The organism is Clostridia bacterium (genome assembly GCA_026414765.1).
Lineage (GTDB): Bacteria > Bacillota > Clostridia > Acetivibrionales > DSM-27016 > SKW86.
Map to the genome: position 1 here is coordinate 1 of JAOAIJ010000009.1, position 24,626 is coordinate 24,626.

The 24,626-nt window shown below is 36.7% G+C and carries 25 protein-coding genes and 5 tRNA genes; 8 read left to right on the forward strand and 22 right to left on the reverse strand.

The genetic code is table 11. From position 1 onward, the window contains the following. Positions 1-281: 281 nt before the first annotated feature. From N3I35_01085 to dapF, 6 genes are all read right to left on the reverse strand, one after another. On the reverse strand, positions 282-872 hold the full coding sequence (locus N3I35_01085) for a uracil-DNA glycosylase (GenBank protein ID MCX8128679.1): 591 nt from the start codon (positions 870-872) through the stop codon (positions 282-284). Positions 873-969: 97 nt separating this feature from the next. Beyond that, positions 970-1,536: a uracil-DNA glycosylase gene (locus N3I35_01090; protein MCX8128680.1), complete on the reverse strand. Its 567-nt coding sequence runs from the start codon at positions 1,534-1,536 to the stop codon at positions 970-972. A 145-nt stretch (positions 1,537-1,681) separates the two neighbouring features. Next, positions 1,682-2,617: a metal-dependent hydrolase gene (locus N3I35_01095; protein ID MCX8128681.1), complete on the reverse strand. Its 936-nt coding sequence runs from the start codon at positions 2,615-2,617 to the stop codon at positions 1,682-1,684. 126 nt (positions 2,618-2,743) lie between these two features. Then, the gene (locus tag N3I35_01100) at positions 2,744-3,655 is read right to left on the reverse strand and encodes an LCP family protein (protein MCX8128682.1); all 912 of its coding nucleotides are present in this window, start codon (positions 3,653-3,655) and stop codon (positions 2,744-2,746) included. A 124-nt stretch (positions 3,656-3,779) separates the two neighbouring features. Beyond that, positions 3,780-5,015, reverse strand: coding sequence for an LL-diaminopimelate aminotransferase (locus tag N3I35_01105; GenBank protein ID MCX8128683.1), 1,236 nt, complete (start codon positions 5,013-5,015; stop codon positions 3,780-3,782). 128 nt (positions 5,016-5,143) lie between these two features. Beyond that, positions 5,144-5,977: a diaminopimelate epimerase gene (gene dapF, locus N3I35_01110; protein MCX8128684.1), complete on the reverse strand. Its 834-nt coding sequence runs from the start codon at positions 5,975-5,977 to the stop codon at positions 5,144-5,146. Between the two features lie 218 nt (positions 5,978-6,195). Here dapF and N3I35_01115 point away from each other — a divergent pair, with 218 nt between their 5' ends. Beyond that, positions 6,196-6,636 carry a GtrA family protein gene (locus tag N3I35_01115; GenBank protein MCX8128685.1) on the forward strand — a complete coding sequence of 147 codons (441 nt, stop codon included), beginning with the start codon at positions 6,196-6,198 and terminating at the stop codon, positions 6,634-6,636. A 31-nt stretch (positions 6,637-6,667) separates the two neighbouring features. Here the strand turns inward: N3I35_01115 and N3I35_01120 are convergent. The 11 genes from N3I35_01120 to N3I35_01170 form a co-directional block, all read right to left on the reverse strand. Further along, positions 6,668-6,753 (reverse strand) — tRNA-Tyr (locus tag N3I35_01120). Positions 6,754-6,756: 3 nt separating this feature from the next. Beyond that, positions 6,757-6,832: transfer RNA gene (locus tag N3I35_01125), tRNA-Thr, on the reverse strand. Positions 6,833-6,929: 97 nt separating this feature from the next. Further along, positions 6,930-7,006 (reverse strand) — tRNA-Asp (locus N3I35_01130). Between the two features lie 98 nt (positions 7,007-7,104). Then, positions 7,105-7,180: transfer RNA gene (locus tag N3I35_01135), tRNA-Glu, on the reverse strand. A gap of 157 nt (positions 7,181-7,337) precedes the next feature. Continuing rightward, positions 7,338-7,413: transfer RNA gene (locus N3I35_01140), tRNA-Lys, on the reverse strand. A gap of 108 nt (positions 7,414-7,521) precedes the next feature. Then, the gene (locus N3I35_01145; GenBank protein MCX8128686.1) at positions 7,522-8,793 is read right to left on the reverse strand and encodes an adenylosuccinate synthase; all 1,272 of its coding nucleotides are present in this window, start codon (positions 8,791-8,793) and stop codon (positions 7,522-7,524) included. Between the two features lie 244 nt (positions 8,794-9,037). Further along, positions 9,038-9,241 (reverse strand): DUF1858 domain-containing protein, encoded by a 204-nt coding sequence (locus N3I35_01150; GenBank protein ID MCX8128687.1) that lies wholly within the window; start codon positions 9,239-9,241, stop codon positions 9,038-9,040. A gap of 161 nt (positions 9,242-9,402) precedes the next feature. Next, entirely contained in the window at positions 9,403-10,932 is a 1,530-nt protein-coding gene (locus N3I35_01155) for a methyl-accepting chemotaxis protein (GenBank protein ID MCX8128688.1), read from the reverse strand. 306 nt (positions 10,933-11,238) lie between these two features. Further along, positions 11,239-11,790, reverse strand: coding sequence for a Fe-S-containing hydro-lyase (locus N3I35_01160; protein ID MCX8128689.1), 552 nt, complete (start codon positions 11,788-11,790; stop codon positions 11,239-11,241). A 173-nt stretch (positions 11,791-11,963) separates the two neighbouring features. After that, positions 11,964-12,806 (reverse strand): fumarate hydratase, encoded by an 843-nt coding sequence (locus N3I35_01165; GenBank protein ID MCX8128690.1) that lies wholly within the window; start codon positions 12,804-12,806, stop codon positions 11,964-11,966. Between the two features lie 190 nt (positions 12,807-12,996). Beyond that, the gene (locus N3I35_01170; GenBank protein MCX8128691.1) at positions 12,997-13,449 is read right to left on the reverse strand and encodes a hypothetical protein; all 453 of its coding nucleotides are present in this window, start codon (positions 13,447-13,449) and stop codon (positions 12,997-12,999) included. 481 nt (positions 13,450-13,930) lie between these two features. On the opposite strand from N3I35_01170, the gene N3I35_01175 reads away from it, so the two are divergent. After that, positions 13,931-14,311 (forward strand): universal stress protein UspA, encoded by a 381-nt coding sequence (locus tag N3I35_01175; protein MCX8128692.1) that lies wholly within the window; start codon positions 13,931-13,933, stop codon positions 14,309-14,311. A 223-nt stretch (positions 14,312-14,534) separates the two neighbouring features. Continuing rightward, a complete protein-coding gene (locus N3I35_01180; GenBank protein MCX8128693.1) occupies positions 14,535-14,810 on the forward strand; it encodes an HU family DNA-binding protein in 276 nt (91 codons plus the stop codon). Positions 14,811-14,909: 99 nt separating this feature from the next. Here N3I35_01180 and spo0A read toward each other — a convergent pair whose 3' ends face one another. The 3 genes from spo0A to aroA form a co-directional block, all read right to left on the reverse strand. Further along, entirely contained in the window at positions 14,910-15,719 is an 810-nt protein-coding gene (spo0A, locus tag N3I35_01185) for a sporulation transcription factor Spo0A (protein ID MCX8128694.1), read from the reverse strand. Positions 15,720-15,973: 254 nt separating this feature from the next. Continuing rightward, positions 15,974-16,486 carry a shikimate kinase gene (locus tag N3I35_01190; GenBank protein ID MCX8128695.1) on the reverse strand — a complete coding sequence of 171 codons (513 nt, stop codon included), beginning with the start codon at positions 16,484-16,486 and terminating at the stop codon, positions 15,974-15,976. After that, the gene (gene aroA / locus N3I35_01195; protein MCX8128696.1) at positions 16,476-17,765 is read right to left on the reverse strand and encodes a 3-phosphoshikimate 1-carboxyvinyltransferase; all 1,290 of its coding nucleotides are present in this window, start codon (positions 17,763-17,765) and stop codon (positions 16,476-16,478) included. The genes N3I35_01190 and aroA overlap by 11 nt, the downstream gene beginning before the upstream one ends. A 535-nt stretch (positions 17,766-18,300) precedes the next feature. Here aroA and N3I35_01200 point away from each other — a divergent pair. Both N3I35_01200 and N3I35_01205 read left to right on the forward strand, forming a co-directional pair. After that, complete coding sequence (locus N3I35_01200; protein MCX8128697.1) at positions 18,301-19,434, forward strand: class I SAM-dependent RNA methyltransferase; 1,134 nt, start codon at positions 18,301-18,303, stop codon at positions 19,432-19,434. Positions 19,435-19,695: 261 nt separating this feature from the next. Then, positions 19,696-20,172, forward strand: a complete 477-nt coding sequence (locus N3I35_01205; GenBank protein MCX8128698.1) for a nucleotidyltransferase domain-containing protein — start codon at positions 19,696-19,698, stop codon at positions 20,170-20,172. A gap of 93 nt (positions 20,173-20,265) precedes the next feature. Here N3I35_01205 and N3I35_01210 read toward each other — a convergent pair whose 3' ends face one another. Both N3I35_01210 and N3I35_01215 read right to left on the reverse strand, forming a co-directional pair. Then, entirely contained in the window at positions 20,266-20,604 is a 339-nt protein-coding gene (locus tag N3I35_01210; GenBank protein MCX8128699.1) for a hypothetical protein, read from the reverse strand. 110 nt (positions 20,605-20,714) lie between these two features. Beyond that, the gene (locus N3I35_01215) at positions 20,715-20,921 is read right to left on the reverse strand and encodes a hypothetical protein (GenBank protein ID MCX8128700.1); all 207 of its coding nucleotides are present in this window, start codon (positions 20,919-20,921) and stop codon (positions 20,715-20,717) included. A 257-nt stretch (positions 20,922-21,178) separates the two neighbouring features. Between N3I35_01215 and N3I35_01220 the strand changes: the two genes are divergently transcribed. The 3 genes from N3I35_01220 to N3I35_01230 all read left to right on the forward strand — a co-directional run bounded on the left by N3I35_01220 (position 21,179) and on the right by N3I35_01230 (position 24,601). Further along, positions 21,179-22,144 (forward strand): hypothetical protein, encoded by a 966-nt coding sequence (locus tag N3I35_01220; GenBank protein MCX8128701.1) that lies wholly within the window; start codon positions 21,179-21,181, stop codon positions 22,142-22,144. Continuing rightward, complete coding sequence (locus N3I35_01225) at positions 22,123-24,072, forward strand: type 2 lanthipeptide synthetase LanM family protein (GenBank protein ID MCX8128702.1); 1,950 nt, start codon at positions 22,123-22,125, stop codon at positions 24,070-24,072. The genes N3I35_01220 and N3I35_01225 overlap by 22 nt, the downstream gene beginning before the upstream one ends. A gap of 268 nt (positions 24,073-24,340) precedes the next feature. Continuing rightward, entirely contained in the window at positions 24,341-24,601 is a 261-nt protein-coding gene (locus N3I35_01230; GenBank protein ID MCX8128703.1) for an NHLP leader peptide family RiPP precursor, read from the forward strand. Positions 24,602-24,626 lie beyond the last annotated feature (25 nt).

Sequence of the window (24,626 nt, forward strand, 5' to 3'; positions counted from 1 at the left end):
GTTCAAAGCTTTGTGATACCTGCTTCTTACAACCCTGCCACCGTTTCGCTCTCGCGAAGCAGCTTTTATATATTATCACGCTGTCTCTGTTTTGTCAACAACTTTTTTGTTGTTTCTTTTTCCCAGCCTGCCGTGTTCATCTTTTGATTTCCCCGGCTTGCTTCCGGCTGCGTAATCATCGATTACTGCGTCCCGTCGGCGACAGCTTTTATATTATAGCACCGGGTTTAGCAAAATGTCAATAATATTTTTTTACTTATTTATGGAAAAACACAAAACCTTTACAAAATTTCGTCCAACAGTATGCTTTTGAGTTTCAGAATATCATTAATGTATACTTCTTTTAAACTTCTATTATATATGATACTTGCGGGATGATACAGCGGGTACAAATCGAATCCACTTCCTGCTATATCGACTTTCATTATACTACCATGTACCTTACCCACACTTACTTCCGGAATTCCAGTAACTGCTTTTAAGGGAACATTGCCTAGAGTGACTATGAATAGTGGCTTTATTATTTTGATTTCTTCCAGCAGATACCTTTGGTTAATATTTATTTCATTTTTAGTTGCCGGCCTGTTAATCACTCTGCCTGACTCCGGATTCAGCTTCGAAAGTCTGTACTTAATGGAATTTGTTATATATATGTCTTCTCTTTTTACATTTAGTATATCCAAAAACTCATTCAGGTTTTTACCTGCTGCCCCTACAAACGGTTTGGATAGCCTTACTTCATCCTTTCCAGGAGCTTCACCTATTAGAAGTATCTTTGCATCGACATTTCCTTCCCCCAGAACTATTTCATTTCCTTCGAATTCACTGCTATACTCGGAATATAGGGACTTAAGCAAATCTGTTTTTGACATACTCTCACCTTGCTTTGATATATTGTTTCTAAAAATTGCTTGATCTGTCCTGTTTGCCAGCAGATCACAAGCGTTAAAGTTTACTTTTTATATATTCTCAGCTAATACTGTTATTTATACTATCAAATCTTTGTTTTATCTTTTTGAAGTCTTCCCACATTGGTATTTTTTTTGATTCATCACGAAGAAGTGCAGCAGGATGAAAAGTCGGCATAATCCAAAATCCTTTCTTTTCTATCCATTGCCCCCTTACTTGAGTTATTTTAGCCTCTTTATCAACAATATGCTTTACAGCAGTTGACCCAAGACAGACAATAATCTTAGGCTTTATAAGAAACACCTGATTTCTCAAGTAAGGCAAGCACTTCTCTGCCTCTTCATCCATGGGAACCCTATTCCCCGGAGGTCTGCACTTTACAATGTTTGCAATATAATAATCCTCTTTCTTAAACATCAATGCATCAAGCAGTAAATCAAGAAGTTTCCCTGCAGGCCCTACAAAAGGAAGCCCTTGTAAATCCTCCTGTTCACCGGGTCCTTCACCGATAAGCATCAGGGCTGCTTCGGGATTTCCGCGTCCGACAACAGAATTATTCCTTGTTTTGCCAAGAGAACACCTGTTGCAACTTGTGCATTTCTCTATAAGCTCTACCCAATTATACATACTAACCTCTTTATTTGTTTATGAAATAAATACTCAAGCCTTAGATTTCCTGACTATAAGTATAGCAATTATTCCGAAGTTAATCAATTTTGCACACGCATAAAAATAAGCAAGCGTAAAGCCTGCTTATTTTTACTTAATAATGTTATTGCAGTGGCATAGAGTTTGCTCTATTCATAGAGTATGGGTTAAAGCTGGATTTTACAAACCTGTCTCTCTCGTCGACCTCAAGTATACCATGATGAAGAAACCTACTCTTTATACAATATCTCATATCTATGAAAATATATCTTCTGACATCACCCGCTTTTTCACACGCAATATGGTATAGCGGTGTAAATTCCAAAAAGAACTTGCCAATCGGAGAAAGTAAAATTCTATCAAGCTTAACATCCTGTATTTTTTTTAATCTGTGAATAAGAGTTATTCTTTTATTTAATAGATTCTTTTCGCCTATCAAATTGTATTCTTCGGTTTCAACAATAAAATGCCACCTGAACAGGCCTGTCATAGAAGGGAGTATGCTGATTTTCCCACATTCTTCACCAAACTTGCTTATTAGCTCCAATCTAACTGCAAGACGCATTAGAATCCGTAATAGCATATAAATGCTCATAATCAATATGGATGTATTTTGCCAGCTTCCATTACTAAAAACATATAGCAACAACAATACAAACATAACGGGGTCGAAAATTATCAGGAGACTAAGCGAAAATTTTTTATTACTGAAGGGCCACATTAATTTAGCACCATATGAATTCAATATATCAATCAATGTGTGTGACATACACCCGGCAAAAGTACAAATAAATATACCAAATACGTTTACACTACCGTATATGCCTCCCAAAGCAAATGCAATCACTACCGATGCAATGAGCGTACCTAAAACAGAATGAGTAATCCCTCTATGATTTTTCAGGTAAACATAATCCCCCCATTTTTGCAATACAATATCTATGTCCGGAAATACTGAACCTATAACAATCCCTGCTACTACCGGATTTGATAAATCGATACCGTTACCTGAGAATTTTGACAATGATAGGCCTAAAACAGCATGAGTGACCGGGTCCATATGACTCCCCTTTCTAATTGACATAAAACATTATATCATTATACTTAAAATTGAGTCATAGGAAATTTTATGGAACTTTCCTGTAGAAAAAAATTTTGTGCATCCAAAATATAAGTAACAAAATGATTATTTTAAAAATTTTTCATTGATAAGTTTTCTTGTCTCTCTCTCATCATGGATAAAATACCATATGTTTTTGATATAGGAAGAATGCCCCGGAAGTGAATAGGCTTCGATACGTTGAACTTTTTTCTCCATAATATCATCCAAATAAAAGTTAATATCACCTATCTCTATATTTGTAGTCATATGGCTTTTTAGTATAAAAAAGATTTCGTCAGCCTTCGAAAGGTATTTTATCTTCAGTTTCTGTTCGACTATAGCTCTTATGAATTGCTGTTGTGCTTTTATTCTCCCAAGATCGCCAAAGGCATATCCTTCTCTGGTTCTATTTCCTTTTCTGTATCTTACATATTGCTCCGCCTTCTTTCCGTCAAGCAGTTGTTTCCCCTTTTTCAAGTGTATATGAAGATTCTGTTCAGCATCATCATAATCCATGTTAAAAGGTACATCAATCTCTACACCATCGAGAGTATCGATAATATTTCTGAATCCTTTGAAATTTAATGTAACGTAGTATTGAATAGGTAATCCTGTCAGCTCTTCAAGCTTCTCAATTACCAGATCTTCTCCTTTTATTCCTATAAGAGAATTGAATTTGACATCTTTACCTTTAAACCTCACCCTTGTATCCCTTGTAATTGATAAGATATTTAGAATGCCTGATTTAGGACTGTAGTTTAGCAGTAGTATTACGTCAGACCTCACCTCTTCGTCATCAAGCCCTATCATAACAATATTAACAGGCTTTCCCCTGTCTTTCCGGGTATTATTAAGTAAAAATTCATTTCCTTTGGAGTCGCTATGGGATTTTGGAATCGAATTGATGCCCTCAATTTTCAATAGCCATATTCCGTCTATAAGGAGGATAATGAAAAGAACTATACAGTTTACCAAAACAAAACTGCGCAGCTTCATAATACACCATACTGTCTGATTTTTATTAATTATATTCCTTAGTATGTATGCTGCTTACATATTTAATACAAAAGAAAAAAACCTGAGAATCTCAGGTTTTTTTCTTTCTAAATTTATTCTTTTATTAAAGCTTCAATCTTGTTTTAAATCTGTTCACAGCTTCTATAGTATTTTCTCTATTGCCAAATGCAGTAAGCCTGAAATACCCCTGTCCACTAGGGCCAAAACCTACACCAGGTGTACCAACAATATTGGCTTCATTTAAAAGTTTATCAAAGAATGCCCATGAGTCAATTCCGTTTGGAGTTTTAAGCCATATATACGGTGCGTTTACTCCTCCAAAAACCTGTAATCCCAAGCTCTCGATACCTTCCCTGATTATCCCTGCATTAGTCATATAATATTCAACCATAGATTTAATTTGCTTTTGTCCTTCTTCAGAGTAAACAGCTTCAGCACCTTTTTGTATAATATAAGGCACACCATTGAATTTTGTCGTCTGTCTTCTGTTCCAAAGCTTGTTAAGCTGTATTGCTTCTCCTTTGGAAGTGAATGCGACAACCTCTTTAGGAACAATTGTATATGCACATCTGGTTCCTGTAAATCCGGCAGTCTTGGAAAAGCTCCTGAATTCTATCGCAACTTCTTTTGCTCCTTCTATTTCATATATGCTATGCGGAACATCCTTCTCTTGTATATATGCTTCATAAGCAGAATCGTAAAGAATTATGGATTTATTCTCTTTTGCATAATCAACCCATTTTTTTAGCTCTTGCTTTGATAAAGTCATCCCTGTCGGATTGTTAGGAAAACATAGGTATATCATATCCGGTCTGCTTTTAGGAAGTTCAGGAACAAAATTATTCTCTGCTGTACATTGAATATAGGTTATTCTGCTCCATTTACCGTCATCTCCGAGTTCACCAGTCCTGCCTGCCATTACATTACTGTCGACGTAGACAGGATATACTGGATCGGTAACTGCTATGACATTATCCAGACCAAATATCTCTTGTATATTCCCACAATCACTTTTTGCTCCGTCACTCACAAAGACTTCGTCTACACTCAAGTTTATTCCTCTTGGAACGTAGTCATTTTTAATAATCTTTTCAATCAAGAAATCATAGCCCTGTTCAGGTCCATATCCCCTAAATGTAGCTTCATTAGCCATCTCATCCACTGCCTTGTGCATTGCTTCTATAACTGCCTGCGGTAGCGGCTTCGTAACATCACCGATTCCCAATCTTATTACATTAGCATCAGGGTTTTCATTCTTGAATTTTGTAACCCTTCTTCCTATTTCTGCAAAGAGATAACTTCCGGGAAGCTTTAAATAATTCTCATTAATAAGTGCCATTGCTGCTCTCCTCTCAATATATAAAACTTTCATAGATAATTATTGATGCCTTATTGTATAATTATGATACTTTCAAAACAATTTTATTTAGTACTATACTCATAAAACTGAAGAAAGTATGGTTCTTTTCATATTTCTATTTCGCCATCAAATACCTTTACTGCCGGCCCAGTCATGTAGACATGATTATCCTTTTCGTTCCATTCAATAACGAGATCTCCTCCGAGCAGTTTAACTGTAGCCTTTCTATTACTTATGCCATTAAGCACGGACGCAACCAGTACTGCGCACGCTCCAGTCCCACAAGCCAGGGTTTCACCTGCTCCTCTTTCCCAAACTCTCATTTTCAAGTTGTCCTGATCTATTATCTGAACAAATTCTGCATTTATTTTTCTTGGATATAATTCATGGGTTTCCATTTTTGGCCCGACAGCTTCCAAGGGAAATTTCAGAACATCTTCTACATAGGTAACAGCGTGAGGATTACCCATTGATACACATGTGACTTTGTACTCTTCCCCATTTATACTTACAGACTCGGAAACAAACATATCCTTTTCACTTTTTACCGGTATATCATTAGGTTTTAATATGGGCTCTCCCATATCAACCTTTACAAGTACAACTTTTTCATTCTCAACCGTCAGATCGAGTATTTTTATACCTGCCAGAGTTTCGATGTTTATAGTTTTCTTTTTAGACAAGCCATTATCGTAGACGAATTTACCTACACACCTTATTGCATTACCGCACATCTCAGCTTCAGAGCCATCAGAGTTGAACATTCTCATCCTAAAGTCTGCAATTTTTGATGGTAAAATCAGTACCAGCCCATCAGAACCTATTCCAAAATGCCTGTCGCTGACAAATTTTGCTACCTCTGAAGGATTTTCCACAGTCTGCTCAAAGCAATTTACATAAATGTAATCATTGCCCAGACCTTGCATTTTTGTAAACTTCATTTTGCAACCTCCAATACCAAATCTTGCATTTATAATTCATTAACTATTATAACATTTTATTTTTCCATGACAATGATTAATATATCATTTTAGAAAATAAATATATACATTATTCTCCTATATTCTTAACCAATCCTTGTTAGTAAAAAACAACTATAATATAATAAACAGTAAATACCGACTGATGTCACAACATCTAGTGTTTTTGCGGAGGTAGTATGCTTAAGAATTTTATTCTTGAAAAGTTTAGATCCAGTGAATATTTTAGAGATTTTTTAAATAAAGAAGCGGTCATACAGTTTATAAGATATATTATTTCCGGTATATCTGCCTTTACAGTTGAATATCTGTTTTTCCGCCTGCTTTTGGATACCTTTAATATACAGAAGTTTATTTCAAATTCCGCTGCAATGCTTGTAGGTTTCTGGTTCAGTTTTCTTCTGAACAGATTCTGGTCATTTGGTTCTAAGACTGGCTTTATGAAACAGCTTTCATTATACAGTATTTTATTTTTAATAAATTTAGTCATTTCAAATCTCTTAATGCTTGTATTCTCAGATATACTGCACATAACCCCATCCATATCGAAAGCAGTTATCATGGGTATGGTTGCAGTATGGAATTTTGTAATATTTAAAAAAATAATATATAAAAAATAAAAAGCTAACGATATATCGTTAGCTTTTTGGTTGGTGGGGAGGGATGGATTCGAACCATCGAAGTCCGTTGACAACAGATTTACAGTCTGCCCCCTTTGGCCACTCGGGAACCTCCCCATATGGAGCTGGTGGACGGAATCGAACCCCCGACCTATTGATTACAAGTCAATTGCTCTACCTGCTGAGCTACACCAGCGTATTTTGTTTTTAGAGTTCAGATACTAGATACTAGATATAAGTCTTGCATTAAAGCATTTCCTATTTCTAGTCTCTAGTTTCTTGTCTCCATAAATTGGCGACCCGGAAGGGGCTCGAACCCTCGACCTCCAGCGTGACAGGCTGGCATTCTAACCAACTGAACTACCGGGCCATTAATAGAGATTTCAGAAATTAGAAATCAGATTTACAATCTAATAAGCATTCTCATTATTCTGTTATCTGACCTCTGCCTTCTGTTCTCTGTTTTTTTGGTGACCCATACGGGATTCGAACCCGTGTTACCGCCGTGAAAGGGCGGTGTCTTAGGCCACTTGACCAATGGGCCACATCTAAAGTCACCATTCTTTTTTGTCTGCCTCAATCATCTTGCCGACTGACAAAGTATATTTTAAAGGCATTAAGTTAAAATGTCAAGTAAAAACTTTTAGAAATTTTTACTTTATTCTTAACTGTCTAAAGTTTTACAGTTTCCCAAAAACTTTTGGTGAGCCATCCGCGACTCGAACGCGGGACACCTTGATTAAAAGTCAAGTGCTCTGCCAACTGAGCTAATGGCCCATAATACGAGCCCGGAACACTGTTCCGAGCCACGCAAGAATATATGTTACAGTATAAAATGCTTTTTGTCAACTCATTTTATAATTATTTTTTAAAAATATTTTAAAATCATACTACAATAGTTTGTTCTCTGTCTTTTCCCACACCAATAAGCTTGACTTTTACGCCAACAAGTTCTTCTATTCTGGAAAGATACTTTTTGGCATTTTCAGGAAGTTCATTGTAACTCTTTGCGTTTGAGATGTCAGTATTCCAACTGTCAAATTCCTCATAAATAGGCTCACACTTAGCAAGCTCCTTCAAGCTTGCAGGAAAATGGTTAATTACCTGCCCGTCTTTTTTATATGCTACACAAAGCTTTATTTTATCAAGCTTTCCTATTGTATCAACATGGTTTATTGCAAGTCCTGTAAGCCCGTTAACCTTTGCTGCATACCTTATCATTACAGTATCAAGCCATCCACAACGCCTTGGTCTTCCTGTCGTTGTTCCATATTCCCATCCCAGTTCTCTTATTGTATTACCGATTTCATTATCCTGCTCTGTAGGGAATGGTCCTGCTCCTACTCTTGATGTATAAGCTTTTAGCACACCATACACTTCATCAATGTAAACTGGCCCTATACCTGCACCGGTACAAACGCCTCCCGCTACAGGGTTTGAAGAGGTAACAAAAGGATACGTTCCAAAATCCAGGTCAAGGAAAGTTGCTTGAGCTCCCTCAAAAAGAATATTTTTACCGGATTCCATAGCATCGAAAAGTAATGCATTTGCGTCAGTTACATGCTTTTTCAGTATTTTTGCGTATTCGGTGTATTCTGCTATTATTTGATCTGCATCAAACACTTTTCCGCCATAGACCTTTTCTATTATCAGATTCTTAACTTGCAGGTTAGTTTTCACTTTCTCTGCAAACAATTCCTCATCAATCAAGTCACACATTCTTATGCCTGAGCGCTCTGTCTTATCTGCGTATGCAGGACCGATACCCCTCTTGGTCGTACCTAATGAATTACTGCCCCTGAAATTCTCCTGTAACTCGTCCAATTCCTTATGATACGGCATTATAACATGTGCCCTGTCGCTTATAAACAAATTATCTGTGGATACACCCTTTTCATTTAAACCTTTCATTTCCTTTATAAGAACGGCAGGGTCGATAACCACACCATTACCGATTATGCACGTTTTACCCTTGTGGAGAATCCCTGAAGGGATTAAATGCAGCGCATATTTTACTCCATCTGCAACAATAGTATGACCGGCATTATTTCCTCCTGAAAAACGGACTACTATATCGGAATTGCCGGCAAGCATATCGATATATTTCCCTTTCCCTTCATCCCCCCATTGGGTACCTATTACTACTCTTGTAGCCATGCTACCATCCCCCTGTCTTAAGGTGATTTATACCACCATTATCCAAATTTGAACAACATATATGATTATAACTGTTAATTGAATTTTATACAACAATATATTACCATTTACAAACTAAAAAAACAATAAATATCCGAATATTTCCGTACTTTTTTAAAAAAATGTTCGGGTTGCTTAAGAAAAAAAATAAGGCATAAGATGCTGTAATAACACCCATGTGCCTTATTTTCAACTATCTGTCTGCTTACTTCCCTTCAAGGTAATCATTCAGTTCCTTTACAAGCTTTGAAGCATCTATTCCGTGAATAGCACATGCGTCTTCAATACTTTCACCTGATGCGGAAGGACATCCCAGGCAGTGCATTCCACTATTTAAGAATATTGGTATCGTACCTTTGTCCAACTTCAGTACATCAGCTATAATCATATCTGGCGTAACCTTTGGCATTTCTTTCCCTCCCGATGAATTATTCTAGTATAATCACGCTATTATAAAGCATTTATACCATATAGAGCGAAGTGTATGCATTTTTCACTTCACAGATATTATACACTATATATTGCTAAAAATACACACTTATTTACCGTGAAATTAGCGGCAGCAAAAAACTAGATTTTTATATCTATCCCAAAAACACCGATTATATCGTTATTTGAGTTTCTTATCGGTGTAGAAATAGTAATGCACGGGTTCTTGGTTATTGCAGATATATATACCCGGGAAATATATTCTTCACCCCTTATGCTCTGCTTAAACCACTCCCTTACAGCCGCATTTGCTATTCCCGCTTCAGGAATAGAGCATATGAATCTGCCTTTAAAGTCATTTGTCCAGGCAGCTTCAATAAATTCATTATTCAAAACAAGTTTACCGAGAAAATCCTTGTGAAGATGTTTATCAAGGGACAAAAAAGCACCATTTTGCTGAAGTTCCTTACTTATTGCTTTAAAAGAATCAGCTGCCTTATCTATAGCGCTTTTATCGGCAACCTTGGCGTTATCCATATCTTCCTCTTCAAATAGCTCAGTAAGATTTTTTGATGCCTGATTCAATCTGCCTCCCATTTCGGCTATATCCTCTATGCTATGCTTCTGCCGGTGTACAGACTCTTTTACTTCTTCAACACTTTTTTCAGTTTTGTGCATTATTCTTTCTACATTTTCAATACTTGCCCCAACATCTCTTGTCAGCGATACCTCCATACTTGAAAGACTGTTGATTTTGTTCACCATATTGAGCACCCTGCCGAAAGATGTATCTATTCTCCCAAGGTTTTCTTCAATATTTTTCGAAACCATTACACCCTTCTCGACCTTTAGGGAATTCGTTCTTACAACATCAAATACACTGTTTATCTCCTCCTGGATGCTCTTAATTAGTTTATTGACATCTTTAACTGCTTCACCTGTATCAATTGCAAGTTTTCCTATTTCATCTGCAACAACAGCAAAGCCCTTCCCGTATTCACCTGCCCGTGCCGATTCTATAGCAGCATTCAGGGCCAGCAGCTGCGTCTGCTTGGATACATTGCTCACTGTCTCCAGAATATGTATGATTTCCTTGGATGTCTGATCCAGTTTATCCATATATTCTATCGTTCCATTAGAAGATTCCTGTATCTCATTTATTATACTTACAATCTCAAGTATCTCTTCCATGCTGTTTTTTATTACTCTGTCAGAAGACTTGCTTGTATATTCCATTTCATTTATTGTACTGCTTGCGTCCTCAAGTATGTCAATTATGCTTTTGACTCCCGATAAAGTACTGTTTATGTTATCATTGGCCTCACTGCTGAGAGCAGCCATCTCTTTAGCCTCAGCATATAGCTGTTGTGCAAATGCATTATTCTCATCCAAAGTTATGTTAAGTTGTTCTGATACAGATGAGACCTGGCTGGAAGCTACCTGAACCTCATAGTTGAACCTGTTGAGCTCTGTCTTCAGTCTTACAATAGTATCATTCAACTTTTCTATTGGCTCTTCGGCTGCTTTATATGTAAATAGAGCAACTCCCAGCATTACTGCCGTATAGACAGCAATACCCAGCCATGAATGAGAAAATGGCAGATATAAAAAGAAAACTACGGAAAACGCTGCAAAAATCAATTGAATTACAGGTATTTTGTACTTAATCATATTATCTCCTCCTACTAACCGGCAAAAGCACCTTTGCTGTTTTAATATTCTCTTAAACATGAAAACTGCTGAATATGTGCAGTGTTTCATAGCATCAAGACCGCACATATGAAATTTCAATGATTTTATTCCCCGGAAGTTCTCCCTAAAACAAAAAAACGCCTGAATACAGAAAAATCCTGTAGTCAAACGCCTTTGGTTATATCATCATTGATATTGTTTTTATTTAGTTCATTTTATCATGTATACATAAATTATTCAATAAAAAACTGTTTTTTGTCGCTTTTAGTCGAATTTAGACATGCTTTAAATTATTGCATACTTTTCTCTTCCGGATTCATACATGTTTTGTCCATAGGAATCAATAATCACTGTAGCCGGAAAATCTTTTACAGTCAGCCTTCTGATAGCTTCAGGCCCAAGCTCCGGAAAAGCTATAACTTCTTCCTTGACTATAGATTTTGCTATAAGAGCTCCTGCACCTCCTATAGCCCCAAAGTAGACAGCCCCATATTCCTTCATTGCAGAAATTACTTCTCCGCTTCTTAATCCCTTCCCCACCATACCTGAAAGTCCGAGTTTTATAAGTTCAGGCGCATAAGCATCCATTCTGCTGCTTGTAGTAGGACCTGCAGATCCAATAACTTCACCTTCTCTTGCAGGGCATGGACCTACATAGTATATGATTTGTCCTTTGATATCAAAAGGTAACTCTTTTCCCTCCTGCAAAAGACCTATCATTTTCTTGTGTGCAGCATCCCTCGCTGCATATATGACACCATTTAGTTTTACTATATCACCAGCTTTTAGTGATCTTATCTGTTCTGTAGACAAAGGTGCCTCTACATTACATATCATGTTATATCCCCCAATCAGTTTACAGTCAATCAAAACTTATATAATAAACCTTTATAGCAATGCTTAGCCGGTAGAACACTTACCGTTAATTCTTAAGCGTATTTATTTGCCCTGCTTGCCAAATCACCTTCACTCTTACAAATACTAGTATGAACAGTCTTAGTATAAACACCTCAGATTGTTGCCTCAGCGTGTCGCGTAGCATGACAATTAATGTTTACCGCTACAGGCAAGCCGGCTATATGTGTCGGGAACACCTCAACATTTACTGCCAGTGCCGTAATCCTGCCACCCAGACCTGAAGGTCCTATCCCCAATTTATTAATACTATCCAGCATTTCTTTCTCAAGATTTTTTACGTACTCAACGTTACTACTTTCATCTATAGGTCTCAATAGCGCTTTTTTTGCCAGCATAGCAACCTTTTCCATCGTCCCTCCGATTCCTACTCCTACCACCATTGGCGGGCATGGATTAGGCCCTGCGTTATCCACTGTACTAAGAATAAACTTTTTTACACCTTCTATTCCGTCTGAAGGTTTAAGCATTTTTAAAGCGCTCATATTTTCGCTTCCAAAGCCTTTTGGGGCAACAGTAATTTTTACTTTATCCCCTTCCACTATATTATAATGTATTATGGCAGGTGTGTTATCCCCAGTGTTTACCCGTTCAATAGGGTCCTTGACAACAGACTTTCTTAAGTACCCGTTTTTATATCCCCTCCTGACCCCTTCATTTACCGCATCGGTCAGACTTCCACCGGATATGTATACTTCCTGTCCTACATCTAAAAAAACTACAGCCATGCCTGTATCCTGGCATATAGCCATCTTTTCCTCTTTAGCTATCCCTGCATTCTCAATAATCTGTTCAAGGATACTTCGCCCTATATCAGATTCTTCTTTGTGCAAACCATCTTCCAGAGCCGTAAGAATATCCCGATTCAGGTAGTAGTTTGCATCTATACATAGCTTCTCAACTATATTCACTATTTGATCTGTACTGATTGTTCTCATAACCCCTCCAAAACAAAACCATTATTATTGACAGTCTTCTGTTTGTAAAAGTAAATATTCATGCGCTTTCAACGTACTTATCCGTACTACTGCGTAAAATTGCTAATACATAATGATTTTATTATAGACAAAAATAAAAAGCAAGGAAAAGGCTGCCATTCTTTTCCCTGCCTTTATTCAAAAGCTTCAATCATACAGCTGTCTTATCATAATTTCCTTCAAGCTCAAGTACTTTTTGCTCTATCTCTCTATACTTGCTCATCAGTAGTTTATCGTTCTCCCAATTAACAATAGGTTTTACTTTCTGCAATTTCACTTTTATTATGTATAGCTCTCCATTTATTTGTTTCTGCCCTTGCATGTCCAGTGTTTTATACTCGTTCAGCTCTGTTTCTATGGAAGACAAGAATATTTTAACGTTATCCAACTTGTCTTTAAAGCCTCCTATACGGCTAAAAAACATATTTTGGGTGGTTTGTATGTCTTCTAGCTGTTTGTTAACCTTCTGGAGTCCCTCGTCAAAGTCTTCAAACTTTTTATCTATGTTTTGCAACTTATTATTAAGACTTTCAAACTTTTTATTGAATTCTTCCTTATCTTTGTTATATCTCTCCATAAATGATTGAAACAAATTATTATCCATGTCCACACCCACTATTTTCTAAATTAATTTCCAATATAACCTTGCGGTATATTTTACCATTTTTATATCATATTTACACATATAGGTACAACATATTTCCTAGACATCCTCACCAAATATAGGCAGTTTTTTGTGTGTTTAAGGAAATAATATGATTAATGTGCAGATAAGTTGTATTCTGCCATAAGGACATAACAGAAGAGAGTATAGGGCCTGAAAGCCTTTAACTTCAAGATCAGAGCTTAATGGCATGATGCATTAATCTTGATAATAACTGCCTATCAGTTGATTAATAAACAAATATCAAGCAATGAATAGAAATAGCAGGCTAAAATATTCCCATTATTCCAATTAGGCTTTAGCAAATAAGACTTTAAAAGGAATTTTGAGTATAATATCTTATGGAAGACGGTAATTGTTATTTATTTATATAGATGCTTCCATTGATAATAAATACTTAATTCAGGAAGGAGTTTTAGTATTGAGTACTCCCCGAAATATCTTAGTGTGTGTTACTCAGCAAAAGACATGTGAGAGGCTTATAAGGGAGGCCGCCAAATTAAGGGATGATCATAATAGTGAATTGTTTATTATTCATGTTGCGAAAAACGGATGGAATTTCCTCGACAACATAAAGGAAGGTGAAGCACTAGAATATCTTTTTGCTATTTCAAAATCGGTTGGGGCAAACCTTACAGTTTTAAAATCTGATGAAATAATAAATACTATAATAGGTTTTATTAATGAAAATAATATCGGGCATGTAGTTATGGGACAATCTCCAGGTGATCATAAGGAAAATAATTTCTCCCGTCAATTAAAAAGGGCTCTAAGCGATATAGAAATTTTGATTATTCCATAATACGATCAAACATCTCTATTATAGGCTATAAAAAATCAAAGGCAGGTTTATGGAAATACATGTTGTAGTTAAATTATTACATAATTTTCATTATTTAGGATGTAAAACCATAAAAAACCTAAAAAAAAATAGTTCTTGAATACTAATTTATCGTGAAAGGCTTGACTTAGCGCCACTTTCATTATAAAATAATGTCGAATTCCAAATATAGGAGGTTATTTAAATGAACAAGACAGATTTAGTAAACTCAATTGCTTCTATTTCCGGATTAAACAAGAAAAACAGCGAAGCTGCTCTTAACGCTTTTATAGCATCTGTAGAGGGTGCCCTTAAGAAAGGTGACAAGGTTGTACTCGTTGGTTTCGGTACTTTTGAAGTTAGAAAAAGAGCTGCTAGAAAAGGAAGAAATCCACAGACTAAGAAAGAAATCACTATCCCAGCATCAAATGCTCCAGTATTTAAAGCAGGCAAAGGCTTAAAAGATAAAGTTAACAAATAATATTACATAGAAAAAACCATCTCACAGACTGGGATGGTTTTTTTGTTATGATTACGTCAGAACAATATACGGTGTTCTGACAAACAAACCAAAGATTTCTTACTTTAACCCGATGCTTATTCTTACCTTATCAGCCATCATCGCTATAAATTCTGAATTAGTAGGCTTGCCTCTATCATAATTAACCGTATAGCCAAACAAAGAATCCATAGAATCATTATTACCTTTCGACCAGGCCGTTTCTATAGCATTTCTGATAGCACGTTCTACTTTTTGAGGTGTGGAACTGAATTTCATTGCTACTGAAGGATACAAAACTTTTGTTACCGAGGTAAAAGCTTTTGAGTTGTTAACAGACTGAATTATTGCTTCCCTTATATACTGATAACCTGTCATGTGGGGCGATATTCCTACGTCCCTCATAAGGTTTGTAACCTCAGCTTCGAGATTATTACCAGGTTCTCCGCCTGCACCCTTAAGAGCAGGATTCTTCAGCAGTGTGTTTTGAGTAAAATACACTGTATGCTTTTCTTTATATACCTGACGAATTCTTGAAACCAATATGTCTACATCAAAAGGTTTTACAACATAATACTCAGCTCCTAAAGCTATAGCCTTTTGAATAAACATATCCTGCCCTATTGCCGACAACATAATAATTACCGGTTTATAGGATTTGGACTGCGGCAGCGAAATCTTCTCCAATACTCCTATACCGTCCAGATTAGGCATAATAATATCTAATACCACTACATCAGGTTTTAGAGTTGTTATCATATCATAAGCTTGAAGTCCGTCTCTGGCAACTCCCACTACACGTATATCCTCTTCCCTTTGCATATATTCATTTAGCAGGTTTCCAAAGTCAATATTGTCATCTGCAATCAATACTGAAATTTCATCTTTCATCTAAAACCTCATCCCCCGTAACAGCAATAATAGTCAATGTGGCAAGCAAGAAGCTCATTCTTTAACTTAAAACACGCTTGCTTTATAGTTTACAGTATTTCTAAAACCACACTAGATATATTCGATAAAAAAACTTATTTTCCTCTAAAAATGTCGTATAGTGTAAACAACACATCTACTTTATCGTAAACATTTATAGCCTGATAACCAAATTAGCCAAGTTCATCCAGACAGACCTCACTGAAATACTCTAACTACATAGTTTTATTAACTTCACTTGTTATTTCCATTATTTCCTCTGCTATTTTTTCCACACTTTTTCCGGAACAGTCTAAAACAATATCTGCATACCTCTCGTACAAGGGGGTCCTCTCAGTATAAAGATCAAAAAAACTCTGACCGTTTGTCCTTGCAAATCTTCTTCCTGCAGTAATCCTGCTTTCGATTTCAATGTACTCTAGTTTTAAATAAATCACAATTCCACTGTTTTTTAGGTGTTCCATGGACCCTTTGCCATAAACTACACTACCCCCGGTAGCTATAATGCAGTTGCTTAAGTCAATCGTAGTAACAACTTCCTCCTGGATATCGAGAAATCTCTGAAGACCCTCGGTATTTACTATATCTCTTAGTTCTCTATTCTCCCTTGACTTGATTAAGAAGTCGGTATCAACAAAATCCCGGGCCAGGACTTTGGAAAGGTGCTTGCCTATAGTACTTTTACCTGAACTGGGCATACCTATAAGGATTATATTCTTATTTCCCATGGATACCCTCCTCAATAAGTTTAATGTTTCCACCACAGGCTCTGATATATTCGACAAACTCCGGAAATGTAACACTCATCGCCTCTGCTGTATCTATAACTGTTTCATCCTCAATGTTTAGTCCTGCTATCGCAAGAGCCATTACTATGCGGTGATCATCATGTCCTCCTACACGGCACCCTCTTAGCTTACTACTTCTTATCACCAGTCCATCAGGCAGCTCCATGATATCCGCCCCCATTCTCTTAAGTTCTTCACACATCACATGTATTCTGTCCGTTTCTTTCATTCTTGCCTGAGGAACATTAACAAGCCTTGTTTCACCATCAGCAAAACAACCTGCAACAGCCATTGCCGGGAGTGCATCAGGAATTGAATTCATATCAATTTCCCTACCCTTTAGCTCCCCACCTTTAATAATAACCTCACCGTTTTCATACCGGACTTTTGTGCCCATGCTTTCAAGTATTGACAAAACAGACTTATCCCCTTGCGGATCAGTCATGTCAAGGTTTCCGAGCTTAAACTCCGAACCCGATATGGCAGCAAGCACCATGAAGAAAGTAGCTGATGAAAAGTCACCGGGTATAGCCATATTAAAAGGCTTATATTTTTGATTTCCCATTATGCTTATTGATTTGAAATTATCATTTTCGTATTGTATATTCTGTTTATCCAGCCACCACATTGTTATTTCCGCATATGGAACCTCATACAGCCTGGTTAATTCAATCCGGCTGTCGGACTGACATAAGGGCAGCCCGATAAGCAAAGATGAAAGGTATTGTGATGTAATCCCGTCAAGTTCGGTCTTTCCTCCTTGCAATCTCCCTTTTACAACAACCGGTGGCATTCCGTTATTTCTTGTCGTAAACACATCTGCACCAAGATTGTTCAATGCCTGTACCAGAGGGCCAACCGGTCTTTTCAGTATCTGATGATCTCCTGTAAAAACAGAACATCCCTCACCAAGAGCTGCAGCTGTTAAAGCAAAATTAATTGATGTACCGGAATTTCCTACATTTATCACATCTGCCGGAATCCCAGGCCTGCCATTAAAGCCTTCAATACGAAAGCTGCTGCCGTTGATATCGATCTTTGCACCTAACGCTCTGCACACATTTACTGCCGATAATGCATCATTAGAAATTAGTGGATTTGATATTTCAGATATACCCTCTGCAAGACTTGCAATAAACAAAGCCCTTATAGTATGTGATTTCGAACCGGGTATTACTACTTCTCCACTAGTCTTGGATTTATTCACTCTCAATAACATATCAAAACCCCTCTACCATGCTACATATTTAGACTAAACATAATGGATAGAACAATGATTTATTTATCCGATCCACAACGCTATTTCTTACTGAAGAAACCGGGATTCAAACCCAAGCAGTCTGAGAAATTCATTTATTATGCAAGTTTTCAGATCAATACCTATCCGGGTTCCTTGTTTTTATATTAATATACTCTAAAAACCAAGTCAATTGATTTAGCACGATAAACCAGTTTAAATCCCATTCTTTAACCATATACTGCAAGTTTCTGTATAACTTTACAACCAATCAAGTATCAATCAAACCGGTGCCTTAGGTTTATTAGCCTGTAAGCAAGATACTATCAAATTTTTCTGGATTTTTGTATTATAAGTTTCTATAATGATAAAATAGAAGTATAAATATACCTTTTTTGTATACTGCTGAACGGATTTTTTCTAACTACTTCAGGCTAAAATATGTATACCGTCTGAAATAGAAGCATCCGGTTTTGTTTTGTCAGAATAAATAATAACATGAACATGGAGATTTATGATGAAAGAGATAGAACTTATTGCAACATCCGCCGCCGGCGTTGAAGCCGTAGCTAAATCAGAAGTAATAAAGCTAGGATTTAAGGGCGTAACAGTTGAAAATGGAAAAATTATGTTTAAAGGAGACATATCAAGTATCCCAAAAGCCAATCTTTGGCTTAGAACTGCCGACAGAGTACTTTTGAAAATAGGAGAGTTTGAAGCATTGTCCTTTGAAGAATTGTTTGAGAAAACAAAAGCTCTCCCATGGGATGAGTGGATAACAAAGGACGGAAAATTCACTGTACTGGGCAAATCAGTAAAATCAAAACTATTTAGCATATCCGATTGCCAGGCTATAGTAAAAAAAGCTGTAGTAGAAAAGTTAAAATCAAAGTACGAAGTTGAATGGTTTAAGGAAACAGGCCCGGAATATACCATACAAGTATCCTTACTTAAGGATATCGCAACTTTAACAATAGATACAAGCGGCACAGCACTACACAAGAGAGGATATAGGGCTAAAAACGTAGAAGCCCCAATCAAAGAGACTTTGGCTGCAGCAATGATACTGATAAGTTATTGGAACAAAGACAGAACACTTCTTGATTGTTTCTGCGGCTCAGGTACTATTCCTATAGAAGCTGCTCTTATAGGAAAAAATATTGCACCCGGTCTTAACAGAAGTTTTGCATCAGAGGCTTGGCCGGTTATAGACAAACAATTATGGAAACAGGAAAAAGTCAATGCCCTGAAAGCCATAAATCAGGATATAAAACTTAATATATTTGCATCCGATATAGATGCTAATGCTATTAAGCTTGCAAAAGAAAACTCTGCGGAAGCAGGCGTGGATGATTGTATAAAGTTTTTTGCTAAAGATTTTAAGGATGTAAGCATTAGCGACAATTATGGAGTTATTATTTCCAATCCCCCATACGGTGAAAGACTGGGTGAAAGAGGAGCAGTAGAGAATCTTTACAAGGATATGGGAAGGGCTTTTTCAAAATACGATACCTGGTCGAAATATGTTTTAAGCCCCATGGAGGAGTTTGAAAAGCTCTTTGGCAAAAAAGCAGATAAAAAACGCAAATTTTATAATGGAAATATTAAGGTTGATTATTACCAGTTTTTTGGCCCAAAATCTCCTGGATGAGCTGCATGATTTATTTGCTCCATATATAGCCAGTTGACATCAATGTACTTTCTTCAATACAATAGACATATAACTTAATACTAACAATGGCGTTTCGTTACATAACGGCATGTAACAATTGATACAGGCTCTTATTATGAGCTTCGTATCCAATCAGTCACAAACTGCAAAGGCGTATTTTACCTTGTGATAAGGTAAAATACGCCTTTTATTTATATTTTTTATTTCTAAAACATTGTCAAAATGAAGAGGTGGGTGTATATGATCAATTGTGAGGCTTTTATAAATAATGCTATTGAATTCTGTCTGAAATCTTTAAAAGGTTACTCTGATACAAATGAAATAGTAAATTGCCTTACTACTCACAATAGTTTGCTCCACAGCAGATTCAGATATTCCATAGCCCGGGATATAGCAAAGCTTCTTTTTTCCATATACCCTGATCATGTAAAAGCCGTAAAGCTTTATGGCAGCACTATGGAATACACTGCAGGCGTCTTTTCCGATATAGATATCGTGATCCATGTCAATCATTTCAGCAATGAAATGCATGATACTATAAAAACCCTCAACCTGGAACTTTCTGAGAAATACTTCATACTGATCGGGAAAGCTCCCGAAGAGTGGAGTTATTTTATAGATATACACGTTATTAATAGTGATCCTAGCCAAAAAGCCCTCTCATCCCGTGCTTACCTTGAATACATATTACATAATGAATCAATAGAAATCAGCTGAAAAGACAGAATCTATCAGAAAAAAGGCTGCCACAACAGGCTTATTTCAGGGTACTCATCCTTACATGCAAGTACCCTGAAATAGTACTTGCTGTTAGTGTATATTGCAATCCTTACTTACTGTTATATCTGTCGCTGCCGAAGGGCTCTTTGCTTCATCCCTTGTAATCTGCAGTATTTCCAGCATCGTAGCACCTCCGGTGACAGCTTCTGTAAACTCATTTAGAAGGGATAGTGCATTCATATCATCTGAATACTTATTAATTATTTTTTTGATATCGCTAAAGAGCTGTTCCTCATCGTTAGCATTTATTTCATCTTTTAACATTTCAGCAAAAATAATAGAAATATTGCACACATCATTTTCCATACTTTCAAGCTCGGAAATCAATTCCAAAGCGCTACTGTTATCATCTTTTCTGATATCAATCACTCCTTTCAGGAAGCAAATGAAATACTCATAACTAAATTATTTCCTGAAAGTCAAAATTAAATGCGAAGACTATATTTAAAGTTTTTGATCTGATATGGAATGAGCTGCTATCAGGTGTTATTTACTTCATTTCTTACTTTTTTCCTTGCACTTTTCTTCTCAACAGTATTGCCAATTGATACCCCTAGAGCTATACCTACAGCTGCTGCAGCAAAAAACAAAACATTATTCCACAAGTAAAAACATAATATTCCAGCTGCACCTCCTATCCCTGCCCCAAGCAGCATGCCCAATTCTGTATATGTATAGTTTTTCATATTACAAGTCGCCCCTTTATGCACAACATACATGTGCGCCTGATAAACGCCATAAAATTCCGGCTTTTACCCTTTAACAATCCATCTGTCCCAAAAGCCCTTTAATTATTTCGCACACTGATGCAATCTTAATACTTAGACTTGAAATCCCGGGAAAAGTTTCATCAAATCCGCTTTTTAAAAATTTTATTTATATTAGATATTGACCTGTAGATTATGATAAAATATTTTTAGTATGAATTTCTAGGAGTTTACTTATGGATTACATTCATGATTTTGATTCTGACATTGCTTATGTGCTGGAAGAGTGTGAAAAGAGGATTCTTGAATATCCTTCAGGCATAAAACAATTTGCATATAAATATCTGGATAAACTCCACCTGTTAAAAGATAAGAACCAAAGCGGGGGTTTTTGCTACCTTATGCCTTTCTGGCTGATGGATACATTTGGAATTGAGAGAAGGATATGCAGAAATATAGCTATAGGTAATAGTTTCGCCCTCCTCTACTTCATGTCACAGGACGAGGTAATGGATGATTGTACACAAAAGTCAAAGGTCGAACTGTTACCTGTAAGCAGCTTGTTTTTTACAGAATTCATCTCTTCATACCAGTCTACATTCCCGGGAGAATCCAGCTTCTGGCAGTATTTTGACAAATACATGAAGGAATGGGCCGGAAGTGTAGTATGGGAACGGTCAAACCACTGGGGACAGGCAAATGAATATACTGAAGAAGATCTTATATTGCTCTCAAGGAAGGCTGCCCCTATGAAAATACCCTTTGCTGCCATGAGCATACTTTCTGGTAATGAGTTGGCAGTTAAAGCCTTTTCAGATATGGTCGACTATGATCAGATAGTATATCAGATGATAGATGACTGGAGAGACTGGAAGGAAGATATGGAAATAGGCAATTATACCTATCTTCTGGTACAGGCTGTAAAATACAACAATCTTAAAGAAGCTTCCCAGCTTAATGAGAGTCTTGTGAGGAAAGCTGTATACATAGGAGGGATAGCAGAAGAAATTTTCGAACTGGCAAAAAAGTATAACAAGCTGTCACTGGAATGTATTTCAAACATTGATTCTCCCTACCTCAGAGACTATATTTCATTAGAAGAAATCATATGTGATAAAATCCTGACAAACATAAGGGAAGAAAAGGGCATTATGATGAAGGGGGGCTTGGATAGCCTGCTATGGAGTATAAAGAGATCCTGAACCATATTGTTATTAATGCCAGTACAACTAAAGAACGATATTTCCAAGGTTTTATACCAGTAAATTCAGAAAAGAATTACAAACATATCAAATCTCTTGCAGATACCTGGAAGAAATCTGTTTGCGGCAATACTCCAGAAATTTTCGAATTTTATTTACAGCAGGAAGGTATGGAATATGAAAAATACTGCCTTCTTTTAGGGGAGACCGAGCTTCCGGGTAATTTTATTCTCCCGCCATGGGCAGATATGCTGACAGAGATATTGCTATGCTATGATAATGTATCGTTATCCGGAAATCAGTTTAAGAAGCTGACCGCATATTTAGAATCCAGAGATTCAATAGCTTTTACCGAGCTTTTCCTTCCTATCGCCTGCCTTGCCTCCAACCATCTCACTGAAAAACTGAACACCTCAACAGTTTTATTAAGTGAAAATGCTCAATTTGATTTGCTTTATAGTCTGATTAAGCGGATTTCCGATACGTCCACCAGGGTTTTGGAAACAGAATTCCTGCTCTACAGGTCAAGGTTTCGGACTTCATTGGAAAGGCTGATACTGGGTAATACTTCTACTACACTATATGACTCTTTTATTGAATCAATGCTTAAGGAGGGGCTACTAGATCTGTTTATGCAGTATCCAGTATTGGCGAGACTGCTTGCCACAGTACTTATGCAGTGGTTGGCATCAACCGGGGAATTGATTGCACGGCTTGAAAAAGACTATTTTGAAATCAGTAATATATTTAATTACAGCAAAGAGGCGGGAAAGATTTCAGAAATCCAGTGCGACCTTTCTGACCGGCATAATGGAGGAAAAACTGTTACTATTATAAGCTTTGATAGCGGTTTTAGGCTGGTATATAAGCCCAGAAGCCTGGATATGGAAGATATCTGGTTTAGACTTCTTTCATATCTAAATGGGGAAATGTCCGATGAGCTGTTTAAATGTGTCAAAATACTAAACAAACAAAGCTATGGATGGATGGAATATGTCGAACATATCCCCTGTATGGATGAGCTTGATGTAAAGCTTTATTACAAGAGAGCAGGCGCATTACTATGTATGGTATACCTGCTCGGAGGAACTGACTGCCACCATGAAAATCTGATTGCATGTGGTTCCTACCCGGTACTTATAGATATGGAAACCCTTTTCTCCCCTTCAACAAATGAATTTTCGCATAAGGATGTATTTGAATCCACCGAAGACATGGAACGGAATAATTCCGTAATGCGAACAGGTCTGTTGCCTGAATACAGATATGCCCAGGATGAAAAAAAATATGATCTAAGCGGGTTTGGCGGAGGTACAGGCGGGGATGCATACCCCAGGCGTATGAAGTGGGTGGATGTAAATACCGATAACATGAGGCTGGAATATATAAAACATGAAGTGTTGTTTCCGGCAAATCTCCCTTACATGTGTAAAACCGTTTATCCCGCAGACATTTTTACTGGTGAGGTTATAAATGGATTTGAAGCACTTTTGGCATTAATACAGAAAAACAAAAAGAAGCTATCACAATATTTTCAAAAGTTCTTTAGTGGCAGAATTTGCAGATATATTCATAGATCTACCCTGTATTATGATACATTAATCAAAAAATCACTCAAACCCGAATATATGAGAAACTCTATAGAAAGAGATATTCTGTTTAGTTCTTTATATGCCGGTATAACAAACATTTCTTCGTATCCATCATATGAATGGTCCTTATGCAAAGCTGAGATCCAGTGTCTGGAAGTTACAGATATACCTTACTTCTATATAGAAAATAACTCATTAATGAAGCATGATTCGGATATCCTAGTAAAAGATTTTTGTGCGGCAAAAAATACAAGTTATCCCGAAATCCAATTGCATTTACTTAATATAGCTAACACTAAGGCACAGACCAACTATATAAAGTCAGCCTTCCGTTAGTTTATGAAACGCTTCGTTTATTTTTTGATATTTTTTGTAAAAAAATGTTGAAATATAGTGTTTTTTGCAATATAATGTAAATATATATTTTTATCACATCCTATTCTCAGTTACATTTCCAGTACATATTTATTCTATACGCAGATATCTTACATTCATCAAGTAGAAATGTACAGCAATATAAATTATGTAGACTTTCTTCAAGGGACTACTTTTTTAAGCTAATGTTTGATATAAGAACATAATATTCTAAATAGGAGGCGCTAATATGTCAAATTCAAGTAAACAAAATCTGCAGGAAAAGATCATCAGAAAAGCTTGGGAAGATGCGGAATTCAAAAAAGAACTGCTCAGCAATCCGAAAGCTGCTATTCAGAAGGAGCTGGAAATTGCTATTCCCGACAATGTGGAAGTTAAAGTAGTAGAGGAAACAACTAACACAGTTTATTTGGTACTACCGGTTAATCCGGGAGAGATAAAGGATGTAGGTGAAAAGGCAGGATTGAAACCACAAACCGCTATTTATTAACATAAGAATGTCAAACAATATAAAC